Genomic DNA, 25,503 nt, shown 5'->3' on the forward strand with positions numbered 1-25,503 from the left:
CATACTCCGGGTGCTTCTCAATCACCGGCTCCAGAGAGGAGAACACCTCCTCCACCGTCTGCACGAATTCCGGCTCGTTGCTGTGCTTCTTCTTCACGTTCTCGATCACGCTGGTGAGATATGCGTTCATGGCTTTTTCCTCCAATCAAAATTTTGAAAGCCGTGGGCACACAGGCCCGTTCATATCACCAGACAGGAACGGAAATGCCTCTCCGCTCCCGCGTCTGTCCTCATACCACCTCTAACAGCCGTTCACGTTCCGCTGCGTTTTTTTCTCCCCCTCTCCGCCGGCCCTCTGCCGGCCTCCGCAGCAATCTCGCTTTCGCTGTATCCGGCGGACGGCATCTTTCGATGGCCGTTCCGCCCCATGCGATCTTTCCAGTTTGATTGTAGCAAAAAAACATATTCTTGGGAAGCCCTATTGTGTAAAAAGTACATTTTTCTTTATTCACTCATTAGTATTTTACAATATTTTCCATAAACGTTTCTTGTATAAACCAGAACTATCTGTAGCCAGCCGTGGCGGAAAATACCACATCTCTCTTCCCGGGTGCCCGAGGCAGCGGCAACGAAGCGGAAAACCAAAAAGCCTGTGGTACAATAACTTCCAGATCTTTACCTGTAAAAGGGCTGTAATTCAGTCCTCCGCGGTTGAAAGCCTTGTGCCGTCATATTCATCGCAGTATCAGCCGCCTGGGGCGATCCGCTTCAGGTTGCGGCTATGCACTGCCGCCCAGGTGAGCGGCGGTCAGAGAGCTCAGGGCGTCACAGCGAACTCACAGCATCGCTAATCAGTGTCAATATTGTGGGTAATAAAGCGGGCCCTGAAATTGCGCTGGTTGCACATCGCCCCCACCATGCTGCCGAGCGGCTGTCAGGGCCAGCGTAATCTTCAGGGAACCGCCGCAGCCGATGTGATCCATATTGGCCACCTTTGTAGGACGATCTTCTTCTGGAGGAACGTCCCCTCGGCATTCTATATGTCGGGAGCCCGTTCCATGACATTCCTTCCGGGAGCGTAGGCTAATCGACCTGATAAAAGGAAATGCCGCATACCAGCCTCAACAGGCCGATATGCAGCACAAAATCGGACGAAACACCTGGTTCGCTATCTCCGGATGCTGAAAACACAGCGGAGTAAGGCTGACCTTCCGCAGGAGCGGCTTTATGTGCGGCAGCGTGGGTACAGTTTCCCTGTTCTTTCATTGCGCACAGCGCGAAAGGCATTCATAGGCGCCCAAAACAGATGTCTTAAAATTCAGCAAACACGCTGAGAGAGCAAAGAAAACCTCGGAACCATTGCAGTTCCGAGGCTTTCTCAACTGGCAGGGGGTAACAGTTCCGAACCCTCTAAAGTTGTTTGCGATTTTGCTTGAGAAGTACCAACCAACCTCTGACTGGCGGCGCATTTGCGCCGTGCAAGTATTTTGGCCGGAGGTTAAAGCCTTGGCGCAGACGGAATTTACTTCCGTCGAGCATGTGAAAATTCTTACGGTATCTATAAAAAATGTAACGACTTTAGGTCTGTACCAGAAACCAAATCGAAGCCCAGCGTAGCGGGTTCGATTTGGAGAGGAGGAGCAGCAACGTGAGCGCGTTCTGACTTATAAAATAAATCGGAGCAAGCGATACAAAGCTTACTCTGACGTGCAAAGGGCGGTTAAAATCGATATTTGCATCTACTTGATTATTCCGCCCAAGATGTGTAATTGGTATCTTTTCGTTCTTTTAAGATTACAGATACATCTCTCTCAAAAGTGCTGTAATTCAATCTTTTTTTGCATTCCCTAATATAGTCATCACGAATGCCTACAACCTTATATACAATTGAAAGCAGAACATATCTCAAAACTCTGTTAGCGGCAGATATTTCTTCAAACGATGGTTCACTATACCGTTGCTCGTTGTAATGTGTAAAGAAGTTTCTATCGTTGCTGATTGCACGAGCCAAGAGTCTTCTTCTCTCTTTTGAAATATCAAGGCTCCCATTGATCTGCGCTAAAACATCTTCAATGCGATATTTCAACGGAATTTGTTTCCTTCTGCAACCATCCGCTTGTGCAATATCTTTTGCAAGTTCATCTCGATAGTGGACAGAGTACAATTCGATAGCCTGCGTTAGATTTAGAAAACGGTTAATACGAGTAGAACGGTTACAGATGATCTCGTAAAAGAGTGTTGGAATATATATGCTATCTGCATAAAACTTTAACCAATTAGTCCATACTTCAGAAAAGTTTTCAGAAAACTTATTGGTCATAATTAGAAAAGGTTCCTCTGAAACTTCAATATCCTCCTTATGATTTAGATATAATTGACAATCACAATATCCGGAAAACTTTTTAGTCTCATCTGTTTGTTCGTCAGCAAATGACAGATTTTCTAATGGCAGGTAATAATCAGCAAAAAAAGATAACAGATTTCTCACACAAGCAATTTTTGCAATAGCATCTCTGATTCTGGTTGGCTCTGAAAACACATAGTCAATATATGGCAGGAATCTATACTCAATTCCATGCCTTGACCAGTCATGAGAAAACCCTCGGTACAAGCGAAGGGTTCCGTCCGTGTCCATAGCCTCGATATCTTCCGGATAGGCAAAACTCAGTACAGTGGGATTTGCCTTTGTGAAGCTGACATTTTCGTTAAACACTCTATCAGAAAACATATGATTCATTGCCCGTATTGAAGCAGAAATGTTTGTAACGAATATGTCACTGACATAGCCTCTACCGATGACTATTTCTGACGGATCTAGAGAAATCTCTACACAACCCGAATTGATGTGGTAAGAGGTTGCAATAATATAGTTATCAAGTAAGGTAACATTTGTCCCGCTGATTTTACCCCAAATCTGAAATGGAATCTGCCGTTTTGCATAGTTCAGATTTTCCTTTTCGATTCGGGTTTGGATTATTACATGGTTATTCTCTTTAACCAAAGTGCCAATAAAATCAATCCTATCCTTGCCATTCTGGAAATGGAAGTCACCGATTTGATTAAGTAAATCTTTTAGTTCTCTCATTTTGTTCCTCACCCGCACACTTATTAGAACCTCTCTGGTATTATATCACAACGTCTGCTCCATTTGTACTGTATGTTTGATGTGCCCTTTCATCTCCTGCACTCGATTAAAAGTTTCTCTGTCAATGATTGACTCATGAGCATCCTCTACCATGTACATATCCAACTGTCCATCGTTTTTGACCTGCTTCCCGGTCAGGAAATCCGGCGTATAAGTTTTCTGCATCAGCACCTGCCCCACATACTTCTCGTTACTCAACATTCGGTCAATGGTGGAGGTGCTCCATTCTCTCTTTCCTGTCACTGTCTTGATCCCGAGCTCTTCCAGGTAGCGCTTAATCTTTCGCACACCGTTCCCCTGCACATAGAGATCAAATATCTTCCGTACGATCTCCGCCTCCTCCGGGACCACCTGCAGTACACCGTCTGGTCCTTTTGTATAGCCAAGAAATTGAGAATGGTTCAGCATAGTTTTTCCGCTTTTCATCCGCTGGCGCAAACCGAACTTGATATTGTCGCTTTTGTTCTGGCTTTCCGCTTGATCAAATGCGGTATATAAATCAACAATACTATCCGGAGATGCCAGTGTATTGATCCCGCCAAGTTCAATATACACTCCAATACCCATTTGCTTTAACCTCCTGATCGTAGTCATGGTTTCTTTTGCATCTCGTCCAAAGCGGCTCAGAGATTTAACAAGAATCAAATCGATCTTTCCTTTCCAGCAGTCTTTCAGCATCTTTTGGTATCCTGGCCGGTTCTTCGCGTGGAGCCCGGAGGCATTGTCCGCATACACAGCGACAAACCTCCAAAAGGGATTTCTTTTGATGTATTGCGTAAAGTACTCGATCTGCTTTTCCAGACTTTGCTGTTGTTCTTCGTAAGGAGTGCTGATCCGACAATAAGCAGCGACTCTTAATTGCTGACTCCAAATAGTACTGTTCTCTTTCTCCTGTGGAATCTCAATCACATAGCCAGACATAGCAAAACCTCTATGATACCACTGAACAGTAGTATATCATGGAGGTTTTACAATAGAAAAAGCTACATTTTAGCCTTAATCTCAAGACTAAAATGTAGCTTTTAACTTGGCAGCGGGTGAAGGATTCGAACCCTCACATACAGAGTCAGAGTCTGCTGTGCTACCCTTACACAAACCCGCTATGAAGTTGTGTTCACTCCGCAGCGAACAGATATTATTATACAGAAAAGCGTGATTTTGTCAACCCCCTTTTTTATTTTTTTTCCACATGTTTTTTCAAGCGGGCGCGGAATCCCGATCCCGCGCCCGCCACTATGTAAGACCGTTCACTGGCCCCGCAGGCCGTCCAGAAAGCCCCGGAGGAATCCGCCGCCCCGTCGCCTGCTCCCATCTTTCTCCATACGGTCCGCTGCCTCCTGGGCGCCCGCATACCCTTGCTTCGCTGCGGCCTGATAGAGTTCTCTCGCCTGCCTCAGATCCCGGGGCACGCCTTTGCCGTGCTCATAGCACCAGGCCAGATTATACTGGGCACGGGGCTCGGACTCCTCCACTGCCTGGCGGTACCACTTCACCGCATCTGCCCAGCTCTGGGCCACGCCGACACCGGTCTCGTACAGATATCCCAGGTTGCAGGCGGCCACCCGGTCGCCGCCCTCTGCAGCCTGCCGGTACAAATCGGCTGCCTTGGCCGGGTCCTTCGCCACGCCGTGGCCGAACTCCCAGCAGACGCCCAGGTTGCACTGGGCACGGGGATAGCCCTGCTCCGCCGCCGCCTGATACCAGCGGACAGCCTCTTGCCAGTTCTGTTCTACACCCTCTCCGGTCTCATACAGATATCCCAGGTTGCACTGGGCGGCCGCGTCCTCCCGCTCCGCCGCCTGTCGGTACAGCCGGGCTGCCTCCGCGGCGTCCCGCTCCACGCCTTCGCCCCGCTCGTAGCACACGCCCAGGTTGCACATGGCCGCCGCGGAACCGGCATCCACCGCCCTGCGATACCAGTGGACCGCCTCTTCCCAGTTCTGTTCCACGCCGCGGCCGTATTTGCAGCAGATGCCCATGCAGAACATCCCCCGGGGGTCCTCCTGGTCCGCCGCCTGTCGGTACCAGTGGACAGCCCGCTTCCAGTTCTGCTCCACGCCCTTGCCGTACTCATAGCACCAGGCCAGGTTGCACTGGGCACGGGGCATCCCCTGCTCCGCAGCAGCGCGGTACCACCGCACCGCCTCCTCCCAGCTCTGCTCCACGCCCTCGCCGCTCTCATACAGGAATCCCAGATTGCACTGCCCGGCGGCATTGCCCGCCTCGGCTGCCTGGCGATACAGGCTCACAGCCCTGCTCAGGTCCCGCTCCACGCCCTCACCGCGTTCATAGCACACGCCCAGGTCGCACATGGCCGCCGCGGAACCCGCGTCCGCCGCTTTTTGATACCAGGCCACTGCCTCCGTGCTGTTCTGCGTCACACCGCGGCCATAGTCAAAGCAGCGGGCCACGCAGAAAAGTCCTCTGGCATCCCCCTGCTCGGCCGCTTTCCGGTACAGACGGTAGCTCTCTTCCAAATCCTGGGGGACGCCCTTGCCGTATTCATAGCACCATGCCAGATTGCACTGGGCACGGGGCAGGCCCTGTTCCGCGGCGGCACGGTACCACCGCACCGCCTCCTCCCAGCTCTGCTCCACCCCCTGGCCGCTCTCGTACAGAAACCCCAGGCAGCACTGGGCGTCCTCGTCCTCCTGCTCGGCCGCCTTCCGGTACCAATCCGCGGCAGCCGACGGATCCAGCGGGACACCCCGGCCCCGCTCACAGCAGAAGCCCATACACAGCTGTCCCCGAGGATAGTCCTGCTCCGCAGCGCGGAGATACAGCCGGGCCGCCTCCGGGTAGTCCTGCTCCACGCCCTTGCTATGCTCATAGCACCAAGCCAGGTTGCACAAGGCCCGGGGATAGTCCTGCTCCGCAGCAGCGCGGTACCACCGCACCGCCTCCTCCCAGTTCTGCTCCACGCCCTGGCCGCTCTCATACAAGAACCCCAGGCAGCATTGGCCCGGCGCGTTGCCGTTCTCCGCCGCAGCGCGGTACCATTTCACCGCCTGCTCGATACTCTGGGGCAGGCCGGTGCCGAACTCCAGGCAGCGCCCCAGTTCTGTCTGCGCCGCGGGATAACCCAGCCACGCGGCGGACTGATACCAGCGGGCGGCCTCCTCGTCGCTCTGCTCCACTCCCAGGCCGCGGGAATATGCCTCCCCCAGCAGGAACTGGGCCCTGGGAAAGCCGTTTTCCGCCCCCTTTCGGAAGCACTCCACCGCTTTGGAATCATCCCGCGCCACACCGATGCCATGGGCATAGCAGTACCCCAGGTTCGTCAGGGCGGGCATATAGTCCCGGGCGGCGGCCTGGGCATACAGCACCACCGCCTGCCGGGGGTCTGCAGGCACGCCGATCCCCGCCTCCAGGCACCACCCCAGGTTCGTCACACCCAGCATATCATCCAGGGCCGCCGCCTGTTGGTAGCAGGCCAGCGCGTCCGTCGGCCGCTCCTCATCTACGGCCCGGTTGCCCAGCTGCACCCAATCGGGCCCCGTCAGCTCCTCTTCGTCCACAGAGAGGAAAAAGGTGCCCCCGCACTGGGGGCAGACATCCGGTTCCTCCTCTGCCAGAAACCCGCAGTCCGGGTTCTCACAGCGATAGTAATTCATCTGCGCACCTCCTCTGTATCAAAGCGCCGCTTCATCCTCCGCAGAGGAGGCGCCCCGCAGGTTGTAGGCCTCCGGAAATGCGAACGCCCTGCCCCGGAATTTGAAGCCCGGGAACGTGTCCAGCTGGACGCCGTGAATGGCCCGGAACATGCTCTTCTCAATATTGGGATTGGTCTTTTTCAGCTCCCGCAGCAGGAGCTTCATCTCCTGCCGCTTGCTCTCGCCCACACCGTCGGCCGCACCGTCCCGCTCCTCTGTGAAGCGGCAGGCGCACTGGAGAAACCGCAACCCATTGTAGTTCTTCCAGGCAATGATGGCGTCCTCATGGACACAATACAGCGGACGGATCAATTCCATGCCTGGGAAATTTCTGCTGCGGAGCTTGGGGGGCATGGTCTGGAGCTGGGCACCGTAAAACAGGCCCAGCAGCGTGGTCTCCAGCACGTCGGAGAGATGGTGCCCCAGGGCGATCTTGTTGCAGCCCAGCTCCTGAGCCTTGCTGTACAGAAAGCCCCGGCGCATCCGGGCGCATAAGTAGCAGGGGTTCTTCTCCACCTGATAGGCAACGTCGAAAATATCGCTCCGGAACACGGTGATGGGGATGCCCAGGCGGGCAGCGTTCTCCTCGATCAGCGCCCGGTTGGCCGGGGCGTAGCCCGGATCCATCACCAGAAAAACCAGCTCAAAGGGCTGTTCTGTGTGGCGCTGGAGCTCCTGCATCAGCTTGGCCAGCACCATGGAGTCCTTTCCCCCGGAGATACAGACGGCGATCCGGTCTCCGGGAGCGATCAGCTCATACCTCTTGACGGCGGCAATGAAGGGGTTCCAGAGCTCCTTGCGGTATTTTTTGATGAGGCTGCGCTCCGCAGCCTCCTGTGGTGTCAATTCGCGGGACATGGGGACCTCCTAAAGCAAAATGAGAGCGGCCGCGTCAGAACCAGATAGCCACCAGCCGCAGCAGAGAGGCGCACATTTTGCGCAGCCAAGACCGCTGATTCCACTCCGCCAGCGTATAGGGCGCGCTCTGGGCCACCATCCGGTCCATATCCTCCAGCAGGTCTTCCACCGCGGGCATGTGATAGAGGAGCACGGCGCATTCGTAGTGCAGCTGGAACGTCCGGTAGTCCATGTTGGTGCTGCCCACCAGGGCCACCTCCCGGTCTACCATGACGCTCTTGGCGTGGACGAAGCCGGGGGTATAGCGGTAAATCTTGACGCCGTGGGCCAGCAGCTCACCCCAGTAGGTCTCCGCCACCATGTAGACATATTTCTTGTCCGGGATGGCGGGTACCACCAGCCGCACGTCCACCCCTGCGTCGGCTGCGATGCACAGGGCCTTCTGCATGGACTCCTCCACCGCGTAATAGGGCGTGGTGATATACAGCATCTTCTGGGCGGAGGCGATCAGCTGGAGGTAGGTGTCCTCGATGGGATTGTCCGGATTGTTCAGCGGACCGTCCGTGAAGGGCTGGCACCAGCCGGTGCCCTCGATCTCCACCCGGGGACGGTAGTAGTCGTCCTCATTGGGCAGGGAGCGGCCGATCATCTTCCACATCTGAATGAACTGGGAGGCAAAGCCCCAGGCCCCGGCACCGTCGATCCGGACACCGGTATCCTTCCAGTGGCCGAACCGGACAAAGAGGTTGGCGTATTCATCGGCAATATTGATGCCTCCGGTGTAGGCGTGCACCCCGTCAATGACGGCGATCTTCCGGTGGTCCCGGTAGTTGAAGTAAATCCGATTCACGTAGCGGTGGACTGGATTGAACACCTCCACCTCCACGCCGGCGTCCTGCAGGGCCTGGAGGGAGGCGTCGGAAAAGCGGGTGAGGTTGCCGAAGTCGTCGAAGATGATCCGCACCTCCACACCGGCGGCGGCCCGCTCCCGCAGCACATGGAAGATCCGGTCCCAGATCTGGCCCTCCGCCAGGATGTAATACTCCAGGAAGATGTAGATCTCCGCTCTCTGGAGGTGGAGCACTAGGTCATCGAAGAAATCGGCTCCCTCCGCGAAATACCGGGCCTGTGAGCCGCCGTACAGCAGGAAGTCCCGCGACTGCAAATAGGAGGCCAGCCGTCCCCAGGCCGGGGAGCGGCGGCTCAGGTGGGCCACATTGGCGGCGCTGGCCTGACGGGCGCCCTCCCGCTCCACCGGAGGGGCGACCTTCCGCAGACTCAGGCTTTTGGCCTGATGGCTCCCGCCCCACAGAAGGAAAAGAATCATACCGGCCACCGGCAGGGCCAGCAGCAGGCACATCCACACCAGCTTATAGGAGGGGCTGCCGGGGCGCAGATACACCCAGATCGCCACCACGGCGCCAGCCAGCTCCAGAATGAAATAGACGTAGCTGATCTTTTCCGCCAGCAACTGGGTCAGCGCCAGCGTCAGCACGATCTGGGCAATCACCGTCAGTGCGCAGATGGACAGGCTGGTGGCGGCGGAGATCCGCCGTTCCGTCCGCTCTTCCGGCTGGGGCAGACTTCTTTTTCGCATGGTGCGGTCCACCTCCTTCTCTCTCAGCTTCGACCGCTTATCTTATTATTATACCGAAATACCCAGCACTCCGCAACCAATATTCTGTGAACAAACAGCCCCGCCGGAGGGCGGGGCTGTTGGGTCATCTGCTCCGGCAGAGCAGATCCTGCTTGATGTCGAACAGCTTCTGACTCAGATCCACATAGTAGGTGTGAGGGTTCTCGAACCGCTTCACCGTGTCCCACAGGGTATCCACCTGGGCACGGCAGTAGGCCTGGATCTCCGGCAGGGCGGGCAGCTGATAGACCAGCTCTCCTCCCTGAAAGACCGGGACCTGAAGGGGCTTTGCGGTAAAGTTCGTATAGGTCTTGCGCTTCCAGGTGGCCCTGGGATCGAAGAGCTCCAGTGGGGCGCTCTCGTCCACCGTCTCGTCCCAGACGGTGATGTAGTCCGCCTCCGCCTTGCCGGTGGCGTTGTCAAAGATCCGATAGGTCTTCTTGAAGTGGGGAATGGTGATCTTGTCCAGGTTTTCGCTGACCTTGATCTTGGGGATGATCTTCCCGTCTCCGTCTTCCACAGCCGCCAGCTTGTACACACCGCCGAACACCGGCTCGCTGCGGGCAGTGATCATCCGCTCACCCACACCGAACACATCGATCTTGGCGCCCTGCAGCAGCAGGTCCTGAATAATATACTCGTCCAGGGAGTTGGAGGCGGAGATCTGGCACTCGGTCCAGCCGGCGGCGTCCAGCTTACGGCGGGCCTCCTGGGTCAGATAGGCCATGTCGCCGGAGTCCAGACGGATGCCGCACTTGCGGATGCCCAGGGGCTTCAGCACCTCATCAAAGGCCCGGATGGCATCCGGCACACCGGACTTGAGCACATTGTAGGTATCCACCAACAGCGTGGCATTGTGGGGATAGATCTGGCAGTAGGTCTTGAATGCCTCATACTGGCTGTCGAACATCTGGACCCAGGAATGGGCCATGGTGCCGCCGGCAGGTACGCCGTACAGCTGGTCGGAGATCGTGCAGGCGGTGCCTGCACAGCCGCCGATATAAGCCGCCCGGGCTCCGGAGATGGCGCCGTCCGTGCCCTGGGCCCGGCGGGAGCCGAACTCCAGCACCGTTCGCCCCTGGGCCGCCCGGACGATCCGGTTGGCCTTGGTGGCGATCAGGCTCTGGTGGTTGATGGTCAGCAGGGTGAAGGTCTCGATCAGCTGGGCCTGGATGGCCGGCGCCCGGACCGTCACCACCGGCTCCCGGGGGAAGATAGGCGTCCCCTCCGGCACCGCCCAGATGTCGCCTGTGAAACGGAAGTCCCGCAGGTAGCTCAAGAAATCCTCGGAGAACAGGTGCTTGTCCCGCAGGAAGGCGATGTCCTCCTCGTCGAAGTGCAGGTTCTGAATATACTGGACCAACTGTTCCAGACCCGCGCAGACCGCGAACCCGCCGTTGTCCGGCACGTTGCGGAAAAACACATCGAAATAGGTGATCCGATCCTGGAGCCCTGCCCGGAAATAGCCGTTGCCCATAGTCAGCTCATAAAAATCGCAGAGCATCGTCAGATTGAGTTTCTCTTCCGTTTTCATAACCGTTTCCCCTGTGCCGCCGGCACAGATCCTTCCATGAAGTTTCAGGCCCCCACACCGCTGGAGGCGGTCTGTCCGGGGTTGTTATTCCCTTGAATTATAAGCGGTTCCCCCAGGAAAAGCAATGCTTTTTCCGAATTTGTTGTCAATCTTTTATCAATCGTCTTGACAACAACTCCGCCCTCCCCTATGATGGGGAAAGATTGAACCGCACATTTTCCGGTACACAGCGGACTGGAGGGTTTTCTCGTGAAAAAGTTTGCTCTCTTCTTCTCCGCGGCGGCCGTTCTGTGCATCCTGACCGGCCTCACTGCATACCACCGCTCATTTCCTCTGGACGCGGACCTCAATGGGCTGGAACCGGCTGCGCTCCAATGGTTCAACCGGGGCAGGTCCGTTCCCTGCGAGGCGGACCAGTTGGAGCTGTACCAGCCTGTGACCGTGGGGCGTCTCACCTATTATCCTCTGGTTCTGGATGGACGGTTGGGATACCTGTGTCTCTCGAGAGGATTCACCGGGCGGTATAAATTCGACCACTCCGGTCGCGGGACCGGCTCCTTCCGCAACGGAGTGGTGGAGTCCGACGGGGAGCAGATGCTGCTCTTCGAGGGGCGGAACGGCGACGGCCGCATCGCCCGGGCGGTCTTTTCACTGGAGGGCGACGGGCCTTATGCGCTGGACATTCCGGCCTCTCCCGTCTTTCTGGTGAGCACCTCAGCGGATGATACCGTCTCCACAGGTCCTATCAGCATAGAGGAGATTGTCTTTTATGACAGCCAGGGGCGGGATATCACCAAGTCGTTTGACCTCAGCGGAGGCGCCATCCAGTAAGCGCCCCCACCGAAAACCAAGCGGCCGTCTGCCGCTGAAAGGAAGTCATCACAATGGATGTGATCTTAGGCATTGACATCGGCGGCTCCACCACCAAAATCGTGGGTCTGCGGACGGACGGCAGTGTGATCTCCATGCTGCGGGTCCGGGCGGAGGATCAGGTGACCAGCCTGTATGGCGCCCTTGGCAACTATCTCACCAGCAACCGGCTCTCCCTGCGGGATGTGCGGCGGGTGGTGCTCACCGGCGTGGGCGCCTCCTATGTGGAGGGCGACATCTACGGTCTGCCCACCTGCAAGGTGGACGAGTTCTCCGCCAGCGGCACCGGGGCCCTGGCCCTGTCGGGCCAGTCCTCCGCCGTGGTGGTCAGCATGGGCACCGGCACCGCTTTCCTCTGGGCGTCCCCCGACGGCATCCGCCACCTGTGCGGCAGCGGCATCGGCGGCGGCACTCTGGGCGGGCTCTGCCACAAGCTGGTGGGAATGGAGCGCTTCGGCCAGATCAAAAAGCTGGCGGAGAGCGGCAACCTGGACCACGTGGACCTGACCATGAAGGACATCACGGTCCACGCCGCTCCCACTCTGGACCCGGATATGACTGCCGCCAACTTCGGCGATCTGGCGGAGGACGCCACTCCCGCGGACCTGGCGGCCGGCGTGGTGAACCTGGTGCTCCAGGCCATCGGCACCATGACGGTGCTGGCCTGCCAGTGCTGTGACTCCAAGACCGTGGTGCTGACCGGGTCCATGACCACCCTGCCCCAGGCGGTCACGAATTTCCAGCTGTTTGAAAAGCTGTACGGCATCCACTATATCATTCCCGAAAACGCCACGTTTGCCACCGCCATCGGCGCGGGACTGTACAGCCTGCAGAAAAAGCCGGAGGCCTGAGGGCGCCATGACGGAAAATTGGTCCCTGTATCATCCGGAGATCCCGGAATTTCTCCGCCGTCTGGCAGAGACGCCGCCCATGGCCCGGCTGCGGCAGGTGGGCATGAACTGCGGGTGCGAGTACACGTCCTTCCCCCACTTTGCCGGGTGGGCCCCCTACTCCCGGTTTGACCACAGCGTGGGCGTGGGGCTGATCGTGTGGCACTTCACCGGCGATCTCCGCCAAAGCGCGGCGGGACTGCTCCACGATGCGGCCACCCCCGCCTTTGCCCATGTGGTGGATTTTCTCCACGGGGACCACCTGCATCAGGAGTCCACCGAGGCACGGACGGCGGAACTCATCGAGACCTCGCCGGAGCTTCAGGCGCTGCTGAAAGAATACGGCCTCACCACGGAAGACGTGGCGGATTACCACCGCTATCCCATCGCGGACAATGACTCCCCTCAGCTCTCCGCCGACCGTCTGGAGTACACGCTGGGGGACCTGCGGTGCTACGGCTTCGCCGGGGCGAACGCCCTCCGTGTATTCTACGAAGATCTCACCGTCTGGCGGGACGAGTCCGGCCGGCCGGAACTGGCCTTCCGCACGCGGGAGACCGCCTGCGCCTTCACACAGGCATCGCTCCAGACCGCCCGGGTCTACGTGGCGGACGAGGACCGCTTCGCCATGCAGGCCCTGGCGGACCTGCTGCGCGATGCCGTGAACCGGCAGGTCTTGACAGAGGATGACCTGTATCGGACGGAGTCTTTTGTCATCCAAAAGCTGGAGTCAGATCCAGCCAGCGCCCGCCGGTGGCGCCGGTTCCGGCGCTTCTGCCGGGTGGAGCGGAGCGCGGAAAGGCCGGAGAACGGACTCTGGTTCCGGATTCCCGCCAAGCTGCGGTACATTGATCCGCTGGTGGCGGGCCTTGGCCGCGTCTCTCGGTTGGACGCCGGGGTGCGGCAGGCCCAGGAGACCTTCCTGGCCACGGACTTTGCCTGCTGGATCGGTGTTCCGGAGGAAACCGCCGGAGAGAATGATTGAAAAATCAGGAGAAAGAGACATGGATTTCAGAGAAAAAGCCGTCCGGTGTGTGCGGGAGACCGTCCTGCCTGTCCAGGCGGCGCAGTTCCGGGCGTGCGGCTGCGACCTGGACGCCCAGTACCGGAAATACGGGGACACGGAGAGCTTTTTTGCCAAGGTTCTCCAGCCCGGACGCCTCTATGAGGTGGGTTATCCCAAATGCGTCTGCCCTGAGGTGCTGCGGGGAGAGACGGCCGACGCCGCCCACTGCGAATGTTCCCGGCAGAGTGTGCTGTATATTCTGGAACAGCTGCTGCCCGAAAGACACATCACGGTCCGGACCGTGGAGACGGTGCTGGGCGGCGGGACCTGCTGCCGGTTCGCCGTTACAGTGGAGTAGCAGCGGAAAATGCAAACAGGAGCCCGGTGCTGTGCACCGGGCTCCTGCGCTCACATATAGGGATTATTCCTCGTCCTGGGGCTTGTCCTCGTCCTCCAGGCCGTTCAGATCGAACTCCAGCTTCTCGCCGCAGTTGGGGCAGATGACCTCGCCGTCCTCCAGGACGGACTCGTCGAAGTAGATGGTCTCCTCGCAGGTGGGGCAGGTGGTGGCGTAGCAGTCCTCGTCCTCCTCCGGCTCCTCATACTCGTATACATCCTCTTCGTCCTCGTCATCCTCGCCGAAGACGGCGTCCTCCACATCCTCCAGGTCATCGCTGACAGCGTCCAGGCCGTCGTACAGCTCCTCCTGGTCCGCCTTCATATCCGCGATCTCCAGGGCGATGTCATCCAGCACGTCGATGATGGCGGCAAGCAGCTTGCCCTCCTTCTTCTCGGTGTCCAGTTCCATGCCTTCAGCCAGGCCCTTCAGATACGCGACCTTCTCCGTAATCTCCATAACAGCAGCTCCTTTCCTTTACAAACAGCGTTGCAGTCATTCTCAGGAACAAAAGGGGGGAATACGCTTCCCCCCTTTGCCTCACTTACTCCTTGCTGCGGCCGATATACTCGCCAGTGCGGGTGTCGATCTGGATCTTGTCGCCCGTGTTGATGAACAGAGGCACCTTCACCTCAGCACCGGTCTCCAGCGTCGCGGGCTTGGTCACGTTGGTGGCGGTGTCGCCCCGCAGGCCGGGCTCGGTCTCCGTGACCTCCAGGTCCATGAAGTTGGGCACTTCCACGGTGAACACGCTGCCCTTGTAGCTCACCAGCTTGCAGACGGTGTTCTCCTTCACGAAGCGGAAGGCGTCGCCCAGCACGTCCCGGTTCAGCGGGACCATGTCGTAGGTCTCGGGATCCATAAAGTAGTACAGGTCGCCGTCGTTGTAGCTATACTCGGCATCCTTGCGCTCCACAGTGGCCTGCTCGAACTTGGCGGTGGGGTTGAAGGACTCCTCGCGGATGGCGCCGGTCATCACGTTCTTGTACTTGGTGCGCACGAAAGCCGCACCCTTGCCGGGCTTCACGTGCTGGAACTCCACCACGGTGCAAACGCTCCCGTCCTTCTCAAAAGTGACACCATTGCGGAAATCGCCGGCAGTAATCGTTGGCATAAATGATCCTCCTCTGAAATCTCAAGAAAAGCTGACCAGCCGGCCGCCTCTCTATCTCTACAAAAATTCCTCTGCTATTTTATCCTATGTTGTCCGGTAATGCAAGTATTTTTCAGGACTTTTTTTCCATTTTGCGGCGGCAGACAGCCTTAAACGGGGCCTGGAGAGCGTGGAGCACCTTCTGCCATGCCGTCACGGCGCCGCCCACCGGCTCCACCATCAGAGGCAGGACTCCGGCCCGGTTGGCGGCCAGCATATCCGTCAGCAGCTTGTCCCCCAGCATGGCGGTGCAGACCCGGTCCGCCCCAGCCCGTGCCATGGCGGCCTCCAGGCCCCTGGGACTAGGCTTTCCTGCACGGCCCTGATAAGGCACCCCCAGGTCCGCGCAGAACTCCGTCACCCGGCTGCCGGAGCGGTTGTTGGAGACGATCATGAAACCGATCCCCGCATTGCGGAGGGCGGCGATCCAGTCCCGCAGGGACTGATCCGGCCGACGGGTCTTCTTGGCGGCCAATGTAAAGTCCAGGTCGCTGAGCAGCAGGGTGATCCCCTGCTGCCGCAGCCAGTCCGGCGTGATCTCGCTGTAATGCTGGAACACCCAGCGGGGCGTCAGGGAAAACGGCATAAGCGGCTCCTTCTCTGCATAGTCTCCTTTTAGTATACCAGTCCCAACGGGATTCCACAAGGGGGAGTTCATTTTGCAGATCTATCTGGCCGTGACGCCGGCCGAGGCCCAGGAGGCCTCCCGCTTCCGCTGTTCCCTGGCCCATGTGGCCTACTGTATCGGGCCGGACTCCACGCTCCTGCGGCAGAACCTGCTGCTCCAGACCCGGGGCGGGCTATTGTCCGTCACAGACCGGGGCGCGCCCTTTATCGCCAGCCCGGAGCGGCTGTCGGCCGCCGCGCTGCGGGAGTGCGGGCGGCGGAGCTACGGCGGCGTACTGCTGGATTTCGAGCAGCCTCCTGCGCCGGACCGGCTGGCCTTTGCGGAGACGCTGGCCCGGCGCCTGTCGCCCCGCCCCGTTTATGTGCCGGAGTCCTACGCCGCGGCGTCAGGCGCCATTCCCCTGATCTGCACCGCCATCTCCGGCGGGAACTTTGTCCAGCGCCTGCAGGAGGCCGCTGCCGGACGGGACAGGGCAGGCGGTCTGGCCCTGGATGTCCAGCGGCTGCGGATGGACTTCACCCTCCCGGCTCAAAGCGGCGAAGGCCGCCCTCTCAGCGGCCGGGAACTCCAGGACCTGCTGGACCGGGAGTCCCCCTCCGTTTTCTTCTCCCAGGACCTGTGCGCCCGGTATTTCACCTATGCCCGGGACGGCGAGACGCATTTCGTCCTCTTCGACGACGCGGACACCCTTTCCCAGAAGCTGCGGACCGGCGGGAACATGGGCTTCGCCGCCGCCTTCCTGATGTATCCGGAGGTGCAGGATCTGCTGCCCAAGCTGTTTCCCGGGCGGAGGACATAAAAAGTGCTGTACCTTTCGGCACAGCACTTTTCCTTGACAGATCAATAATAGCGCTTCTTGTTCTTGCGAGCGGCCTCAGACTTCTTGCGGCGCTTGACGCTGGGGCTCTCATAATGCTCTCTCTTCCGCACTTCCGCGATGACGCCGGCCTTGGCGCAGCTGCGCTTGAAACGCTTCAGCGCGCTGTCGATGGACTCGCCGTCCTTCACATGGATCTCAGACATCTATATTTCCCTCCCTCCGAGGTATCCGGCTTAATCCAGGATACTTTAAGGGCCATAATCTATGGCTTTAACATAAGCATTATACAAACCTTCCGGGCCGTTGTCAAGAGATTTTCCGGAAAATCAGCATTTCTCCCGGGAGATCAGTCCGCCGCTCTCCGGTACACGATGGGCACATCGTACCCGAACGTCCGCTTTCCGTTCACCTCCATGGTCTCCGCCACCTCCAGGGACTCCTGAGAGAATCGCTCATACAGGGTGAACTTCAGCACCGGGGAGAACATGCTGACGCTGCCCCCCTCCCACACGCCGTCGTGCAGCGTATAGAGGGCAGGCGTGAATTTCTCGGAGATCTCCAGATCCTCCCATTTCAGGGGCGGCAGCGTCTCATAGGTGGCCGCGCCGCCGTCCGCCGCCTTGGGCAGCTGATAGGATGTCAGCTTCACCGCCTCCCCCTCCTCCGTAAAGAGGAACAGATGGGGTGAGGCGTGGGTCTTTCCCTCCGTGGTGTAATAGCTCTCCTCCAGCACAAATGCTCCCGCAAAATCCGCGGGGAGGCCGTCAATCTTGTCGTTGCACACGGTGTTGACATGCTCTGCCAGCGGCAGGGCGGGGCCGCCGCTCCGCCGCAACTCCTCCAGCTGCCGGGTATTGTCAAACCTGCCGCACAGCAGGCGCAGGAATTCATCCAGACGGCTCATAGGTTCTCCTTTCTCAGGCAGGGCCTGAAGCGCAGGCCGGACGGGATTTCCCGTCCGGCCTTTTGGTGTGATTGGGATGAACTGGGATGCTCCCACCAGATGCATCGGCCGGTTCCCGGTCCAGCGGGGCTCCCGCATCGGAATGCAGCTGGACAGGCACAGGCCGTCCGCCCCAAGGTTGTTGTCTCCGGCAAAAACGCTTGTACGCACCGCTGGGCGCAGTCTTATTTCGCGGGCTTGACGATCAGGTTCACCAGCCGGTTCTTCACCAGGATGGTCTTGATGATCTGCATCCCTTCGGTGGCCTTCCGGACCTTCTCCACCGCCAGGGCGGCATCCACCACGGCCTTCTCCTCACTGTCGGTTGGCATGGAGATGGTGCCCTTCAGCTTGCCGTTTACCTGGACGGCCAGCTCCACTGTGGAGGCCACGGTCTTGCTCTCATCCGCCACGGGCCACTCCGCCTGGCAGCACATCTTGCCCGTCTGGGCGGCGAAGCCCAGGTTCTCCCACAGCTCCTCGGTGATGTGGGGGGCGAAGGGGTTCAGCAGCAGGAGCAGATACTTCAGGTCGCCCCGGGTGCAGCCGTTGGCGTTCAGCTCGTTCACCATGGTCATCATGGCGGCGATGGCGGTGTTCATCTTCAGACTGTCCACATCCTCTGTGACCTTCTTGATGGTCTTGTGGATGACGGCCTCGTTGGCGGGGGTCACATCATAGCTGTCGGAGGCGCTCTCCGCCAGATTCCACACCCGGTCCAGGAACCGCTTGGAGCCCTTCACCGCGTCGTTGGACCAGGTTGCGGCCTTCTCAAAGTCGCCGATGAACATGATATAGAGGCGCATGGTGTCGGCGCCGTACTGGTCCACGATGTCGTTGGGGTTCACCACGTTGCCCCGGGACTTGGACATCTTCTCGCCGCCCTCGCCCAGGATCATGCCGTGGCTTGTGCGCTTGGCATAGGGCTCCTTGGTGGGCACGGCGCCGATGTCATACAGGAACTTGTGCCAGAACCGGGAGTACAGCAGATGCAGGGTGGTGTGCTCCATGCCGCCGTTGTACCAGTCCACGGGAGACCAGTAGTCCAGGGCCTCCTTGGAGGCGAATGCCTTGTCGTTGTGGGGATCCATATACCGCAGGAAGTACCAGCTGGAGCCAGCCCACTGGGGCATGGTGTCGGTCTCCCGCTGGGCGGGGCCGCCGCACTTGGGGCAGGTGGTGTTCACCCAGTCAGTCATCTTGCTGAGGGGGCTCTCACCGGTGTCGGTGACCTCATAGGAGTCCACCTCCGGCAGCAGCAGGGGCAGCTGCTCCTCCGGCAGGGGGACCCAGCCGCACTTGGGGCAGTTCACCAGGGGGATGGGCTCGCCCCAATAACGCTGGCGGCTGAACACCCAGTCCCGGAGCTTGAAGTTGGTCTTGGGACGGCCGATGCCCTGCTCCGTCACCCACTTCTTCATGGTGGGAATTGCCTCTTTCACGGTGAGGCCGTCCAGGAAGCCGGAGTTCACCATGATGCCGGTGTCGTCCTTCAGGGTGAAGGCCTCCTTGGTGATGTCTCCGCCCTGGACCACCTCCACGATAGGCAGGCCGAACTTGGTGGCGAACTCCCAGTCACGCTGGTCGTGGCCCGGCACGCCCATGACGATGCCGGTGCCGTAGCCCATCAGCACGTAGTCGGAGACGAACAGGGGCACGTGCTTGCCGCTGGCGGGGTTGACGGCCTCGATGCCCTCCAGCCGGACGCCGGTCTTCTCCTTGTTCAGCTCGCCCCGCTCAAAGTCGGACTTGCGGGCGGCCTCCTCGATATAGGCGGCCACAGCATCCCAGTTCTGGATCTGGTCCTTCCACTGCTGGAGATAGGGATGCTCCGGGGAGATGACCATATAGGTCACGCCGAACAGCGTGTCGCACCGGGTAGTGTAGACCGTCAGCTTGTCGCCGTTGGTGGCGGTGAAGTCCACCTCCGTGCCCTCGGACCGGCCGATCCAATTCTTCTGCTGGATCTTCACCCGCTCGATGAAGTCCAGGTCGTCCAGGTCGTCGATGAGCCGGTCGGCGTACTTGGTGATGGCCAGCATCCACTGGCTCTTCTCCTTGCGGATGACCTGGCCGCCGCAGCGTTCGCACACACCGTCCACGACCTCCTCATTGGCCAGGACGATCTTGCAGCTGGTGCACCAGTTGACGGGCATGGAGGCCTTGTAGGCCAGCCCCTTCTTGAACATCTGCAGGAAGATCCACTGGGTCCACTTGTAGTAGCTGGGGTCGGTGGTGTTCACCTCCCGGTCCCAGTCGAAGGAGTAGCCCAGCATGTGGAGCTGCTTGCGGAAGTTCTCGATGTTGTCGTGGGTCACCTTGGCGGGGTGGATGTGGTGCTGAACGGCGTAGTTCTCTGTGGGCAGGCCGAAGGCGTCATAGCCGATGGGGAACAGGACGTTGTAGCCCTGCATCCGCTTCTTCCGGCAGATGATGTCCATGGCGGTGAAGGGCCGGGCGTGGCCCACGTGGAGCCCCTGGCCGGAGGGATAGGGGAACTCGATCAGGCCGAAGAACTTCTCCCGAGTCTTGTCCCCGGTGACGGCGGTGAAGGGCTTCTCCTCCAGCCACTTCTGCTGCCACTTTTTCTCAATGCTGGCAAAATCGTATTTCATATCCTTCTCCTCATTCCTGTGAATGGATTTCTCTGTTCGATTTATTTTTGCCGCGGCGCGCCCCCGGGCGGCCTCTCTTGCTTCTACGGGGCAATTCACCTTCTGTACGTGGCAAAAATACTTTGACCCAACCGCCTTGGGTTGCGTCGCCAGTGACTGATGCCGCTGGTGAAGGCACTCTGCTGCGCAGCCGTTGGCGGCTCTGCCGCCTGACGGATGCGGTGTGCCCCCTACGGGCAAGGAGATGTCAATCCCCTCTTCAAGCTGTAAAAGCGCCCCCGACCTTACGGTCAGGGGCGTAAAAGCTACGCGGTACCACCCTGGTTTCGCCAGCCGTTGCCGGATGGCGCTCAACGGCCCGGAGGGCCTCGGCCAGTAACGGGGCCTGCCGTCCCACCCTACTATGTCCGTTCAGGCGGGAGACTCCGGGAACAGTCATCCGCGAAGGTCCCCCACCGGCTCGCAGCAGCCGCCGGCTCTCTGAAGGCGGGACATTTCGCCTTTCTTCCCATCAATGTCGTTAACGGGTCTATTTTATGTGGCTTTGCGCGTTTTGTCAAGAGGTAAGCGGGAAAAGCGCTGTACAATCCAGTCGACATCTTGTTTTTGCCCGTCCTGCTCTGTATAATGGGGAAAATCCAACGTATGGCAGCAGAAAAAACTCTGGCAATTTGGGGGGGAGGCGAAACCGTGAAGGGCACCCTGATAAACACGCCCACATTGGAAACCGGGCGTTTGATCTTGAGGAAATTCACAGAGCGCGATCTGGAATGGCTGTTTCTGATTCTCCATGACAAGGAAGTCAATCAATTCCTGCCCTGGTATCCGATAGACAGCATAGAAGAAGCCAAGAAATTCTATGAAGAAAGATACGCTTCAAAATATGTCCAGCCGCAGGCATACGCTTACCCGATCTGCTTGAAAACGGACGATCATCCCATCGGCTACATAAAAGTGGATATGGAGGAACATCACGATTTCGGATATGGGCTTCGCAGGGAATTCTGGCATCAGGGACTTGTCACAGAAGCGGGCAAAGCGGTGATCGCCCAAGTGAAAAAGGACGGCCTGCCTTATATCACAGCAACGCATGACCGAAACAACCCAAGAAGCGGCGGCGTTATGCGGAACGTTGGAATGAAGTACCAATATTCTTACGAAGAACAGTGGCAGCCCAAGAATTTTCTGGTTACATTTCGGATGTACCAACTGAATCTTGATGGGAATACAGATCGGGTTTACAAAAAATATTGGGACCAATCTGCTGCCCATTTTATAGAACCGAACGTGTGAACAGATGGATATTGGAGAAAAGCTGGGCGCCGAGGCAGCCGGACTTGTTAAAACCGAAGTGCTTGGTGCATGGACCTGCCTCACAGGAAGCAGGCCCATTTTCATACAGGCGCGCCCAATGCGCCCTCACACTTCGCAGGGAAGGCTTTTCGCCCCCTGACTTATATCGCTGCCCCTTGATTCCGATTGTTTCATACTCCCCCGCCGGTCGCCTGATGCAGCAGCTCCTCCGCTGGCACACCGAAGAGCTTCGCCAGGGCCAGCAGGTTGGAGGTGCTGGGGTCCGCCGTGCCGGTCTCCCATTTGCTGACCGCCTGCCGGCTGACCCCCAGGGCCTCCGCCACGAACTCCTGGGTCATCTGGCAGCGCATCCGGTGGGCCTTGAGGACCTCCCCCAGGGTACGGCAGGTCTCCGCTTTTTCCCGGCGGGCCTCCCCGCCCCGCAGGTACTTCCGCAAAGCCCGGATCAGCAGGATCAGCAGATAAATGAGCCCTGCCCAGATGGCCAGAAACAGGAGCAGCAGCGGGAGCATGATAATGGAACTGAATGCCATTGTAGTTGCCTCCTTTTGTTTTGATGGTCTCAGCATACCCGGGGCGGGCGGTTGCGTCCACCAGCTATCGCGCAACTCTGGGTTGATAAGCAGAAAAAAGCTCCGGCGGTCAGCGCCGTCGGAGCTGATGTTTCCCCTTTTCACCGGACACGGCGCCCCACAAAATCTTCGTTTTGCGTGGCACCACATTGGACTCAAATGGGCAGGCAGAGCCTGCCCATTTCATATTTTTGCCTGCGGCAAAACGCTTGGACACGCCACTTGGCGCGAAGGGCGATCAATTCTCCGTCAGCACACCGGAGAGATCCACCGGCTTGCCGTCGTGCCAAAGCCGCTCCAGCGAATAGAACTCCCGGGCCTCGGCGGAGAACACGTGGACCACCACACAGCCGTAGTCCAGCAGGACCCAGGTGCCGTCCCGGTAGCCCTCCCGGCGGAGAGGATCCTCCCCCGCCTGCTCCTTCATGGCCTTCTCCACTGCGCCGCACAGGGCGTTGATCTGGGTGTTGGAATTGCCGGTGGCAATGACGAAATAGTCCGCCAGGGTGGTCTGCTCCGTGATCTCGATGGCGGCGATGTCGCCGCCCTTTTTCTCGTCCAGGGCTTTGGCCGCAGTCAGGGCCATCTCTTTGGGTGTCATGGACTCATCCTTTCTGATCGTTTGAATCTGCGGCACACCTGCCGCTCAGGTTACAATAATAAACCCGTCATCCGGGGCCGCGGTTCCGCCGTCGGACGTACCGGGGTCTACAGGAGGCGCCGTCTCACCATCAGACGGCTGGGAATCCGGCGACTCTGGGGCGGTTCCGCCGCTCTCACCTGCCGCCGGGTCTCCGCTGCCGCCCGGGAGCTGGCCGATCACCTGTCCTGTACCGGGGTCCAGGATCTGCCCGGTGCCGGGATCGATGATGCCGCCGGTCTCCGGGTCGATCAGGTCTCCCGTGTCCGGATCGATGCTCCCCGTACCGGGCTCCGTGGCTCCGCCGGGATCCGTGGTCTCTCCGTCGCCGGGCGTCCCGGCCGCCCCGCCGGTCTCCGGCGCTCCGGCATCAGGGCCGGTCCCTGTGCCGGTCTCCCCCTCCGGGGGCGTCTCCTCCTCCGGCTCCTGGGGTGTCCACTGGGCCTGCCAGTAGGACCGGGGATGGGTGGCGTTGCTGTCTTCCACATGACCGGTGGAGGAGCTGACGGAGCCGTCGCTGTTCACGGTCATCATATCCAGATCGCTGCGGGTAAATACCTCGGCGTAGGGGCTCAATTTGGTGTTCACCAGCTCCAGCAGCTGGCCGGTGTTGGGCGTTACATAGGACTGTTCGGAATACCGGCCGTTGAGCTTGCTGGTGGTGGAGCTGTATGCGTAGGCGGGCGTGTTCGGCATGGTGACGAACTCCACGTTCTCCGGCTTCAGGCCACCGGTGAAGGCCGCTTTGGCAAACCACAAAATATTCTGGAGGGTCAGATCCGTCTCCACGTTCTCCCGAAACACCTCGGCAAATGCGTTGATCTTGGCGATGTTCTCGATCTTCAGCAGCTGCTCCACCATGGCGGTCAAAAATGCCTGCTGCGTCTTGATGCGGCCCAGATCGCCGTCCTTGTAGCCGTTGGCTCCGTCCCGGAACCGCAGTACCTGCATGGCGTCGTCCCCCGTGAGCAGGCGGTAGCCCGCTTTCTGGTTGATATAGAGGTTTTGCAGGGGGTCACTGTAATACATGTCCCGGGGCACATCGAACCAGACGCCGCCCATAGCGTCCACGATCTGGCCCACGGCCTCCCACTCCACAATCACCTGATAGTCCGGCTCAAAGCCCACCAGTTGGGCGATCTCCTTGTAGAGATACTGGATGCCCCGGTCTCCACCGCCGTACCAGTTGTAAACAGAGTTGATCTTCTTGATATCCCAGGAGACATTCACCATAGTGTCCCGGGGAATGGACATCACCGTGGCCTTCTGGTTGGTCACGTCGTAGCTGGCCAGCAGCATCGTGTCCGTGTTGCCGCCGCCCCCCGTGTCCCGGCCCAGGATCAGAACTGTGTAGTAGTCCTGACTCTTCCGCTCCCCGTCGCTGCGGGGGCGGGTCCCCTCGCCCCAGTCGATCTCCTCCACCGGATCGGTGGGTTCTTCCGTCTCCTGGGGCTCTGTCTTGCCGGTGTTGAGGTCCGGCCGGACGAACAGGCTCTGCCAGGCCAGAACTCCCGCCAGGGCCACAGCCAGAACTGCGGCTGTGGCAATCAGCCCCTTCTGCCCCCTGGTCAGTCCGGACCGTCTCTTTGGGGGACGTCCTTTTCCATCCATCTGGTCCGCCATGGTGCCACCCCTTTTCCGTCGTTCAGCTCACGATGATAAAGCCGTCATCCGGAGCCTCTTCTGCGGCAGCATCGCCGCCTCCATCTCCGGTGCCGGAGGTCTGGCTGTCTCCAGTGCCCGAATCGGTCGTTCCTCCGCCTGCGTCAGGCGTGCCGCCGTCCGGAGTCCCGCTTGTGCCCGTACCCGGATCGGTGGTCCCGTCGGTGCCGGTGCCGGTGGTTCCTTCTCCGGTGTCAGGTCCTGTGGTCCCGCCGCCGGTGCCGGGATCTGTCCCGCCGTCGGGCGTTGTCCCTGTTCCGGGATCCGTCGTGCCAGAGCCCGGGTCTGTGGTCCCGCCCGTCCCCGGGTCCGTGGTTCCGCCATCCGGCGTCACCGGCAGGCCGGTGTCCGGATCGATGGGATTGCCGTTCTCATCCACCGTGGGCGTCTCCTCCTCCGGCTTGCTGGGCGTGGTGGGCTTCACCGGCGGCCGGGCCGCCCGGCTGTCTTCCACATGGCCGGTGGACGAGCTGATGCTGCCGTCAGAGTTGACGGACATAATGTCCAAGTCGCTGAGGGTGAATACCTCCGTATAAGGACTCAGCTTGGTGTTCACCAGCTCCAGCAGCTCATCCGCGCTGGGCACCACGTAGGATTGATAGTTGTGATAGGTGCGGCTCCAGCAGGATGCGGTCCGGTTGGGCATGGTGACAAACTCCACGTTCTCCATGCTCAGCCCACCCAGAATCGCCTGCTGGGCAAACCATAGGATATTCTGGAAGCTCAGGTCTGTCTCCACATTGTTCTGGAACACCTGGATGAACTGGTTGATCTTTGTGACGTTCTTGATCTGCAGCAGCTGGTCCACCATGGCGGTCAGAAACGCCTGCTGGGTCTTGATGCGGCCCAGATCGCCGTCCGGATAGCCGTAGCGCATGTCGTTGTCGTGGCGGTAGCGGAGCACCTGCATGGCGTCGTCCCCCGTGAGCAGGCGGTAGCCCTTCTCCTGGTGGATGTGAAGGTCCTGATAAGGATCGTCGTAGTTCATGTTCCGTGGCACGTCGAACCAGACGCCGCCCATGGCGTCCACGATCTGGCCCACGGCGTCCCACTCCACAACCACCTGATAGTCCGGCTCAAAGCCCACCAGCTGGGCGATTTCCTTGTAGAGATACTGGATCCCCCGGTCTCCGCCGCCATAGTAGTTATACACGGAGTTGATGCGCTTGATATCCCAGGAGACATTCACCATGGTGTCCCGGGGAATGGACATCACCGTGGCCTTCT

At 59.2% G+C, this 25,503-nt stretch carries 22 protein-coding genes, 1 tRNA gene and 1 other annotated feature; of the genes, 6 read left to right on the top strand and 17 right to left on the bottom strand.

What is annotated here, in order from left to right; genetic code table 11:
- Positions 1 to 1,687: 1,687 nt before the first annotated feature.
- The 7 genes from HMPREF1546_RS15350 to HMPREF1546_RS15380 all read right to left on the bottom strand — a co-directional run bounded on the left by HMPREF1546_RS15350 (position 1,688) and on the right by HMPREF1546_RS15380 (position 10,766).
- Entirely contained in the window at positions 1,688 to 3,025 is a 1,338-nt protein-coding gene (locus HMPREF1546_RS15350; protein WP_021750930.1) for a HEPN domain-containing protein, read from the bottom strand.
- Between the two features lie 45 nt (positions 3,026 to 3,070).
- A complete protein-coding gene (locus HMPREF1546_RS15355; RefSeq protein WP_021750931.1) occupies positions 3,071 to 4,006 on the bottom strand; it encodes a recombinase family protein in 936 nt (311 codons plus the stop codon).
- Between the two features lie 107 nt (positions 4,007 to 4,113).
- Positions 4,114 to 4,187 (bottom strand) — tRNA-Gln (locus HMPREF1546_RS15360).
- A 145-nt stretch (positions 4,188 to 4,332) separates the two neighbouring features.
- The gene (locus HMPREF1546_RS15365; RefSeq protein WP_021750932.1) at positions 4,333 to 6,699 is read right to left on the bottom strand and encodes an SEL1-like repeat protein; all 2,367 of its coding nucleotides are present in this window, start codon (positions 6,697 to 6,699) and stop codon (positions 4,333 to 4,335) included.
- An 18-nt stretch (positions 6,700 to 6,717) separates the two neighbouring features.
- Positions 6,718 to 7,596, bottom strand: coding sequence for an ATP-binding protein (locus HMPREF1546_RS15370; RefSeq protein ID WP_021750933.1), 879 nt, complete (start codon positions 7,594 to 7,596; stop codon positions 6,718 to 6,720).
- Between the two features lie 34 nt (positions 7,597 to 7,630).
- On the bottom strand, positions 7,631 to 9,193 hold the full coding sequence (cls, locus tag HMPREF1546_RS15375; RefSeq protein WP_021750934.1) for a cardiolipin synthase: 1,563 nt from the start codon (positions 9,191 to 9,193) through the stop codon (positions 7,631 to 7,633).
- Positions 9,194 to 9,317: 124 nt separating this feature from the next.
- Positions 9,318 to 10,766, bottom strand: a complete 1,449-nt coding sequence (locus HMPREF1546_RS15380) for a nicotinate phosphoribosyltransferase (RefSeq protein ID WP_021750935.1) — start codon at positions 10,764 to 10,766, stop codon at positions 9,318 to 9,320.
- A gap of 249 nt (positions 10,767 to 11,015) precedes the next feature.
- Here HMPREF1546_RS15380 and HMPREF1546_RS15385 point away from each other — a divergent pair, with 249 nt between their 5' ends.
- From HMPREF1546_RS15385 to HMPREF1546_RS15400, 4 genes are read left to right on the top strand one after another with little or no spacing between them, the layout of a single operon-like run.
- Complete coding sequence (locus tag HMPREF1546_RS15385; protein WP_021750936.1) at positions 11,016 to 11,597, top strand: hypothetical protein; 582 nt, start codon at positions 11,016 to 11,018, stop codon at positions 11,595 to 11,597.
- 53 nt (positions 11,598 to 11,650) lie between these two features.
- On the top strand, positions 11,651 to 12,487 hold the full coding sequence (locus tag HMPREF1546_RS15390) for a BadF/BadG/BcrA/BcrD ATPase family protein (protein ID WP_021750937.1): 837 nt from the start codon (positions 11,651 to 11,653) through the stop codon (positions 12,485 to 12,487).
- 7 nt (positions 12,488 to 12,494) lie between these two features.
- Positions 12,495 to 13,511 carry an HD domain-containing protein gene (locus tag HMPREF1546_RS15395; protein ID WP_021750938.1) on the top strand — a complete coding sequence of 339 codons (1,017 nt, stop codon included), beginning with the start codon at positions 12,495 to 12,497 and terminating at the stop codon, positions 13,509 to 13,511.
- A gap of 19 nt (positions 13,512 to 13,530) precedes the next feature.
- Positions 13,531 to 13,890 (top strand): hypothetical protein, encoded by a 360-nt coding sequence (locus tag HMPREF1546_RS15400; protein WP_025545438.1) that lies wholly within the window; start codon positions 13,531 to 13,533, stop codon positions 13,888 to 13,890.
- A gap of 63 nt (positions 13,891 to 13,953) precedes the next feature.
- Here HMPREF1546_RS15400 and HMPREF1546_RS15405 read toward each other — a convergent pair whose 3' ends face one another.
- The 3 genes from HMPREF1546_RS15405 to HMPREF1546_RS15415 form a co-directional block, all read right to left on the bottom strand.
- Positions 13,954 to 14,388, bottom strand: coding sequence for a CD1247 N-terminal domain-containing protein (locus HMPREF1546_RS15405; RefSeq protein ID WP_021750940.1), 435 nt, complete (start codon positions 14,386 to 14,388; stop codon positions 13,954 to 13,956).
- Positions 14,389 to 14,473: 85 nt separating this feature from the next.
- Entirely contained in the window at positions 14,474 to 15,043 is a 570-nt protein-coding gene (efp, locus tag HMPREF1546_RS15410) for an elongation factor P (RefSeq protein WP_021750941.1), read from the bottom strand.
- Positions 15,044 to 15,155: 112 nt separating this feature from the next.
- The gene (locus HMPREF1546_RS15415) at positions 15,156 to 15,668 is read right to left on the bottom strand and encodes a YqeG family HAD IIIA-type phosphatase (RefSeq protein ID WP_036631142.1); all 513 of its coding nucleotides are present in this window, start codon (positions 15,666 to 15,668) and stop codon (positions 15,156 to 15,158) included.
- Between the two features lie 73 nt (positions 15,669 to 15,741).
- Between HMPREF1546_RS15415 and HMPREF1546_RS15420 the strand changes: the two genes are divergently transcribed.
- Positions 15,742 to 16,509: a hypothetical protein gene (locus tag HMPREF1546_RS15420; protein WP_021750943.1), complete on the top strand. Its 768-nt coding sequence runs from the start codon at positions 15,742 to 15,744 to the stop codon at positions 16,507 to 16,509.
- A 41-nt stretch (positions 16,510 to 16,550) separates the two neighbouring features.
- Here the strand turns inward: HMPREF1546_RS15420 and rpsU are convergent, their stop codons facing one another.
- From rpsU to leuS, 3 genes are all read right to left on the bottom strand, one after another.
- Positions 16,551 to 16,733 carry a 30S ribosomal protein S21 gene (rpsU, locus tag HMPREF1546_RS15425; RefSeq protein ID WP_021750944.1) on the bottom strand — a complete coding sequence of 61 codons (183 nt, stop codon included), beginning with the start codon at positions 16,731 to 16,733 and terminating at the stop codon, positions 16,551 to 16,553.
- Between the two features lie 143 nt (positions 16,734 to 16,876).
- Complete coding sequence (locus HMPREF1546_RS15430) at positions 16,877 to 17,434, bottom strand: hypothetical protein (protein WP_025544860.1); 558 nt, start codon at positions 17,432 to 17,434, stop codon at positions 16,877 to 16,879.
- A 224-nt stretch (positions 17,435 to 17,658) separates the two neighbouring features.
- Complete coding sequence (gene leuS, locus HMPREF1546_RS15435; protein WP_025544859.1) at positions 17,659 to 20,088, bottom strand: leucine--tRNA ligase; 2,430 nt, start codon at positions 20,086 to 20,088, stop codon at positions 17,659 to 17,661.
- 289 nt (positions 20,089 to 20,377) lie between these two features.
- Positions 20,378 to 20,612, bottom strand: a binding site (T-box leader).
- A 181-nt stretch (positions 20,613 to 20,793) separates the two neighbouring features.
- On the opposite strand from leuS, the gene HMPREF1546_RS15440 reads away from it, so the two are divergent.
- Positions 20,794 to 21,381, top strand: coding sequence for a GNAT family N-acetyltransferase (locus HMPREF1546_RS15440; RefSeq protein WP_036631155.1), 588 nt, complete (start codon positions 20,794 to 20,796; stop codon positions 21,379 to 21,381).
- 191 nt (positions 21,382 to 21,572) lie between these two features.
- Here the strand turns inward: HMPREF1546_RS15440 and HMPREF1546_RS15445 are convergent, their stop codons facing one another.
- The 4 genes from HMPREF1546_RS15445 to HMPREF1546_RS15460 form a co-directional block, all read right to left on the bottom strand.
- On the bottom strand, positions 21,573 to 21,935 hold the full coding sequence (locus tag HMPREF1546_RS15445) for a helix-turn-helix transcriptional regulator (RefSeq protein ID WP_036631143.1): 363 nt from the start codon (positions 21,933 to 21,935) through the stop codon (positions 21,573 to 21,575).
- Positions 21,936 to 22,212: 277 nt separating this feature from the next.
- On the bottom strand, positions 22,213 to 22,575 hold the full coding sequence (gene rsfS, locus HMPREF1546_RS15450) for a ribosome silencing factor (RefSeq protein ID WP_025544856.1): 363 nt from the start codon (positions 22,573 to 22,575) through the stop codon (positions 22,213 to 22,215).
- A 45-nt stretch (positions 22,576 to 22,620) separates the two neighbouring features.
- The gene (locus HMPREF1546_RS15455) at positions 22,621 to 24,237 is read right to left on the bottom strand and encodes an LCP family protein (protein ID WP_021752098.1); all 1,617 of its coding nucleotides are present in this window, start codon (positions 24,235 to 24,237) and stop codon (positions 22,621 to 22,623) included.
- 22 nt (positions 24,238 to 24,259) lie between these two features.
- Positions 24,260 to 25,503: LCP family protein (locus HMPREF1546_RS15460; protein WP_021752099.1), on the bottom strand; the 1,244-nt coding region annotated here is incomplete at its 5' end.

The organism is Oscillibacter sp. KLE 1745 (assembly GCF_000469445.2).
Taxonomy (GTDB): domain Bacteria; phylum Bacillota; class Clostridia; order Oscillospirales; family Oscillospiraceae; genus Oscillibacter; species Oscillibacter welbionis.

Bases quoted from the DNA above. Each gene is read 5' to 3' on its own strand.
- HMPREF1546_RS15405 (WP_021750940.1), bottom strand. From the start codon at position 14,388: ATGGAGATTACGGAGAAGGTCGCGTATCTGAAGGGCCTGGCTGAAGGC.
- HMPREF1546_RS15365 (WP_021750932.1), bottom strand. From the start codon at position 6,699: ATGAATTACTATCGCTGTGAGAACCCGGACTGCGGGTTTCTGGCAGAG.
- rsfS (WP_025544856.1), bottom strand. From the start codon at position 22,575: ATGACACCCAAAGAGATGGCCCTGACTGCGGCCAAAGCCCTGGACGAG.
- rpsU (WP_021750944.1), bottom strand. From the start codon at position 16,733: ATGTCTGAGATCCATGTGAAGGACGGCGAGTCCATCGACAGCGCGCTG.
- HMPREF1546_RS15390 (WP_021750937.1), top strand. From the start codon at position 11,651: ATGGATGTGATCTTAGGCATTGACATCGGCGGCTCCACCACCAAAATC.
- HMPREF1546_RS15380 (WP_021750935.1), bottom strand. From the start codon at position 10,766: ATGAAAACGGAAGAGAAACTCAATCTGACGATGCTCTGCGATTTTTAT.
- HMPREF1546_RS15400 (WP_025545438.1), top strand. From the start codon at position 13,531: ATGGATTTCAGAGAAAAAGCCGTCCGGTGTGTGCGGGAGACCGTCCTG.
- HMPREF1546_RS15370 (WP_021750933.1), bottom strand. From the start codon at position 7,596: ATGTCCCGCGAATTGACACCACAGGAGGCTGCGGAGCGCAGCCTCATC.
- HMPREF1546_RS15415 (WP_036631142.1), bottom strand. From the start codon at position 15,668: ATGCCGTTTTCCCTGACGCCCCGCTGGGTGTTCCAGCATTACAGCGAG.
- cls (WP_021750934.1), bottom strand. From the start codon at position 9,193: ATGCGAAAAAGAAGTCTGCCCCAGCCGGAAGAGCGGACGGAACGGCGG.
- HMPREF1546_RS15430 (WP_025544860.1), bottom strand. From the start codon at position 17,434: ATGAGCCGTCTGGATGAATTCCTGCGCCTGCTGTGCGGCAGGTTTGAC.
- HMPREF1546_RS15350 (WP_021750930.1), bottom strand. From the start codon at position 3,025: ATGAGAGAACTAAAAGATTTACTTAATCAAATCGGTGACTTCCATTTC.
- leuS (WP_025544859.1), bottom strand. From the start codon at position 20,088: ATGAAATACGATTTTGCCAGCATTGAGAAAAAGTGGCAGCAGAAGTGG.
- efp (WP_021750941.1), bottom strand. From the start codon at position 15,043: ATGCCAACGATTACTGCCGGCGATTTCCGCAATGGTGTCACTTTTGAG.
- HMPREF1546_RS15445 (WP_036631143.1), bottom strand. From the start codon at position 21,935: ATGGCATTCAGTTCCATTATCATGCTCCCGCTGCTGCTCCTGTTTCTG.
- HMPREF1546_RS15395 (WP_021750938.1), top strand. From the start codon at position 12,495: ATGACGGAAAATTGGTCCCTGTATCATCCGGAGATCCCGGAATTTCTC.
- HMPREF1546_RS15355 (WP_021750931.1), bottom strand. From the start codon at position 4,006: ATGTCTGGCTATGTGATTGAGATTCCACAGGAGAAAGAGAACAGTACT.
- HMPREF1546_RS15455 (WP_021752098.1), bottom strand. From the start codon at position 24,237: ATGGCGGACCAGATGGATGGAAAAGGACGTCCCCCAAAGAGACGGTCC.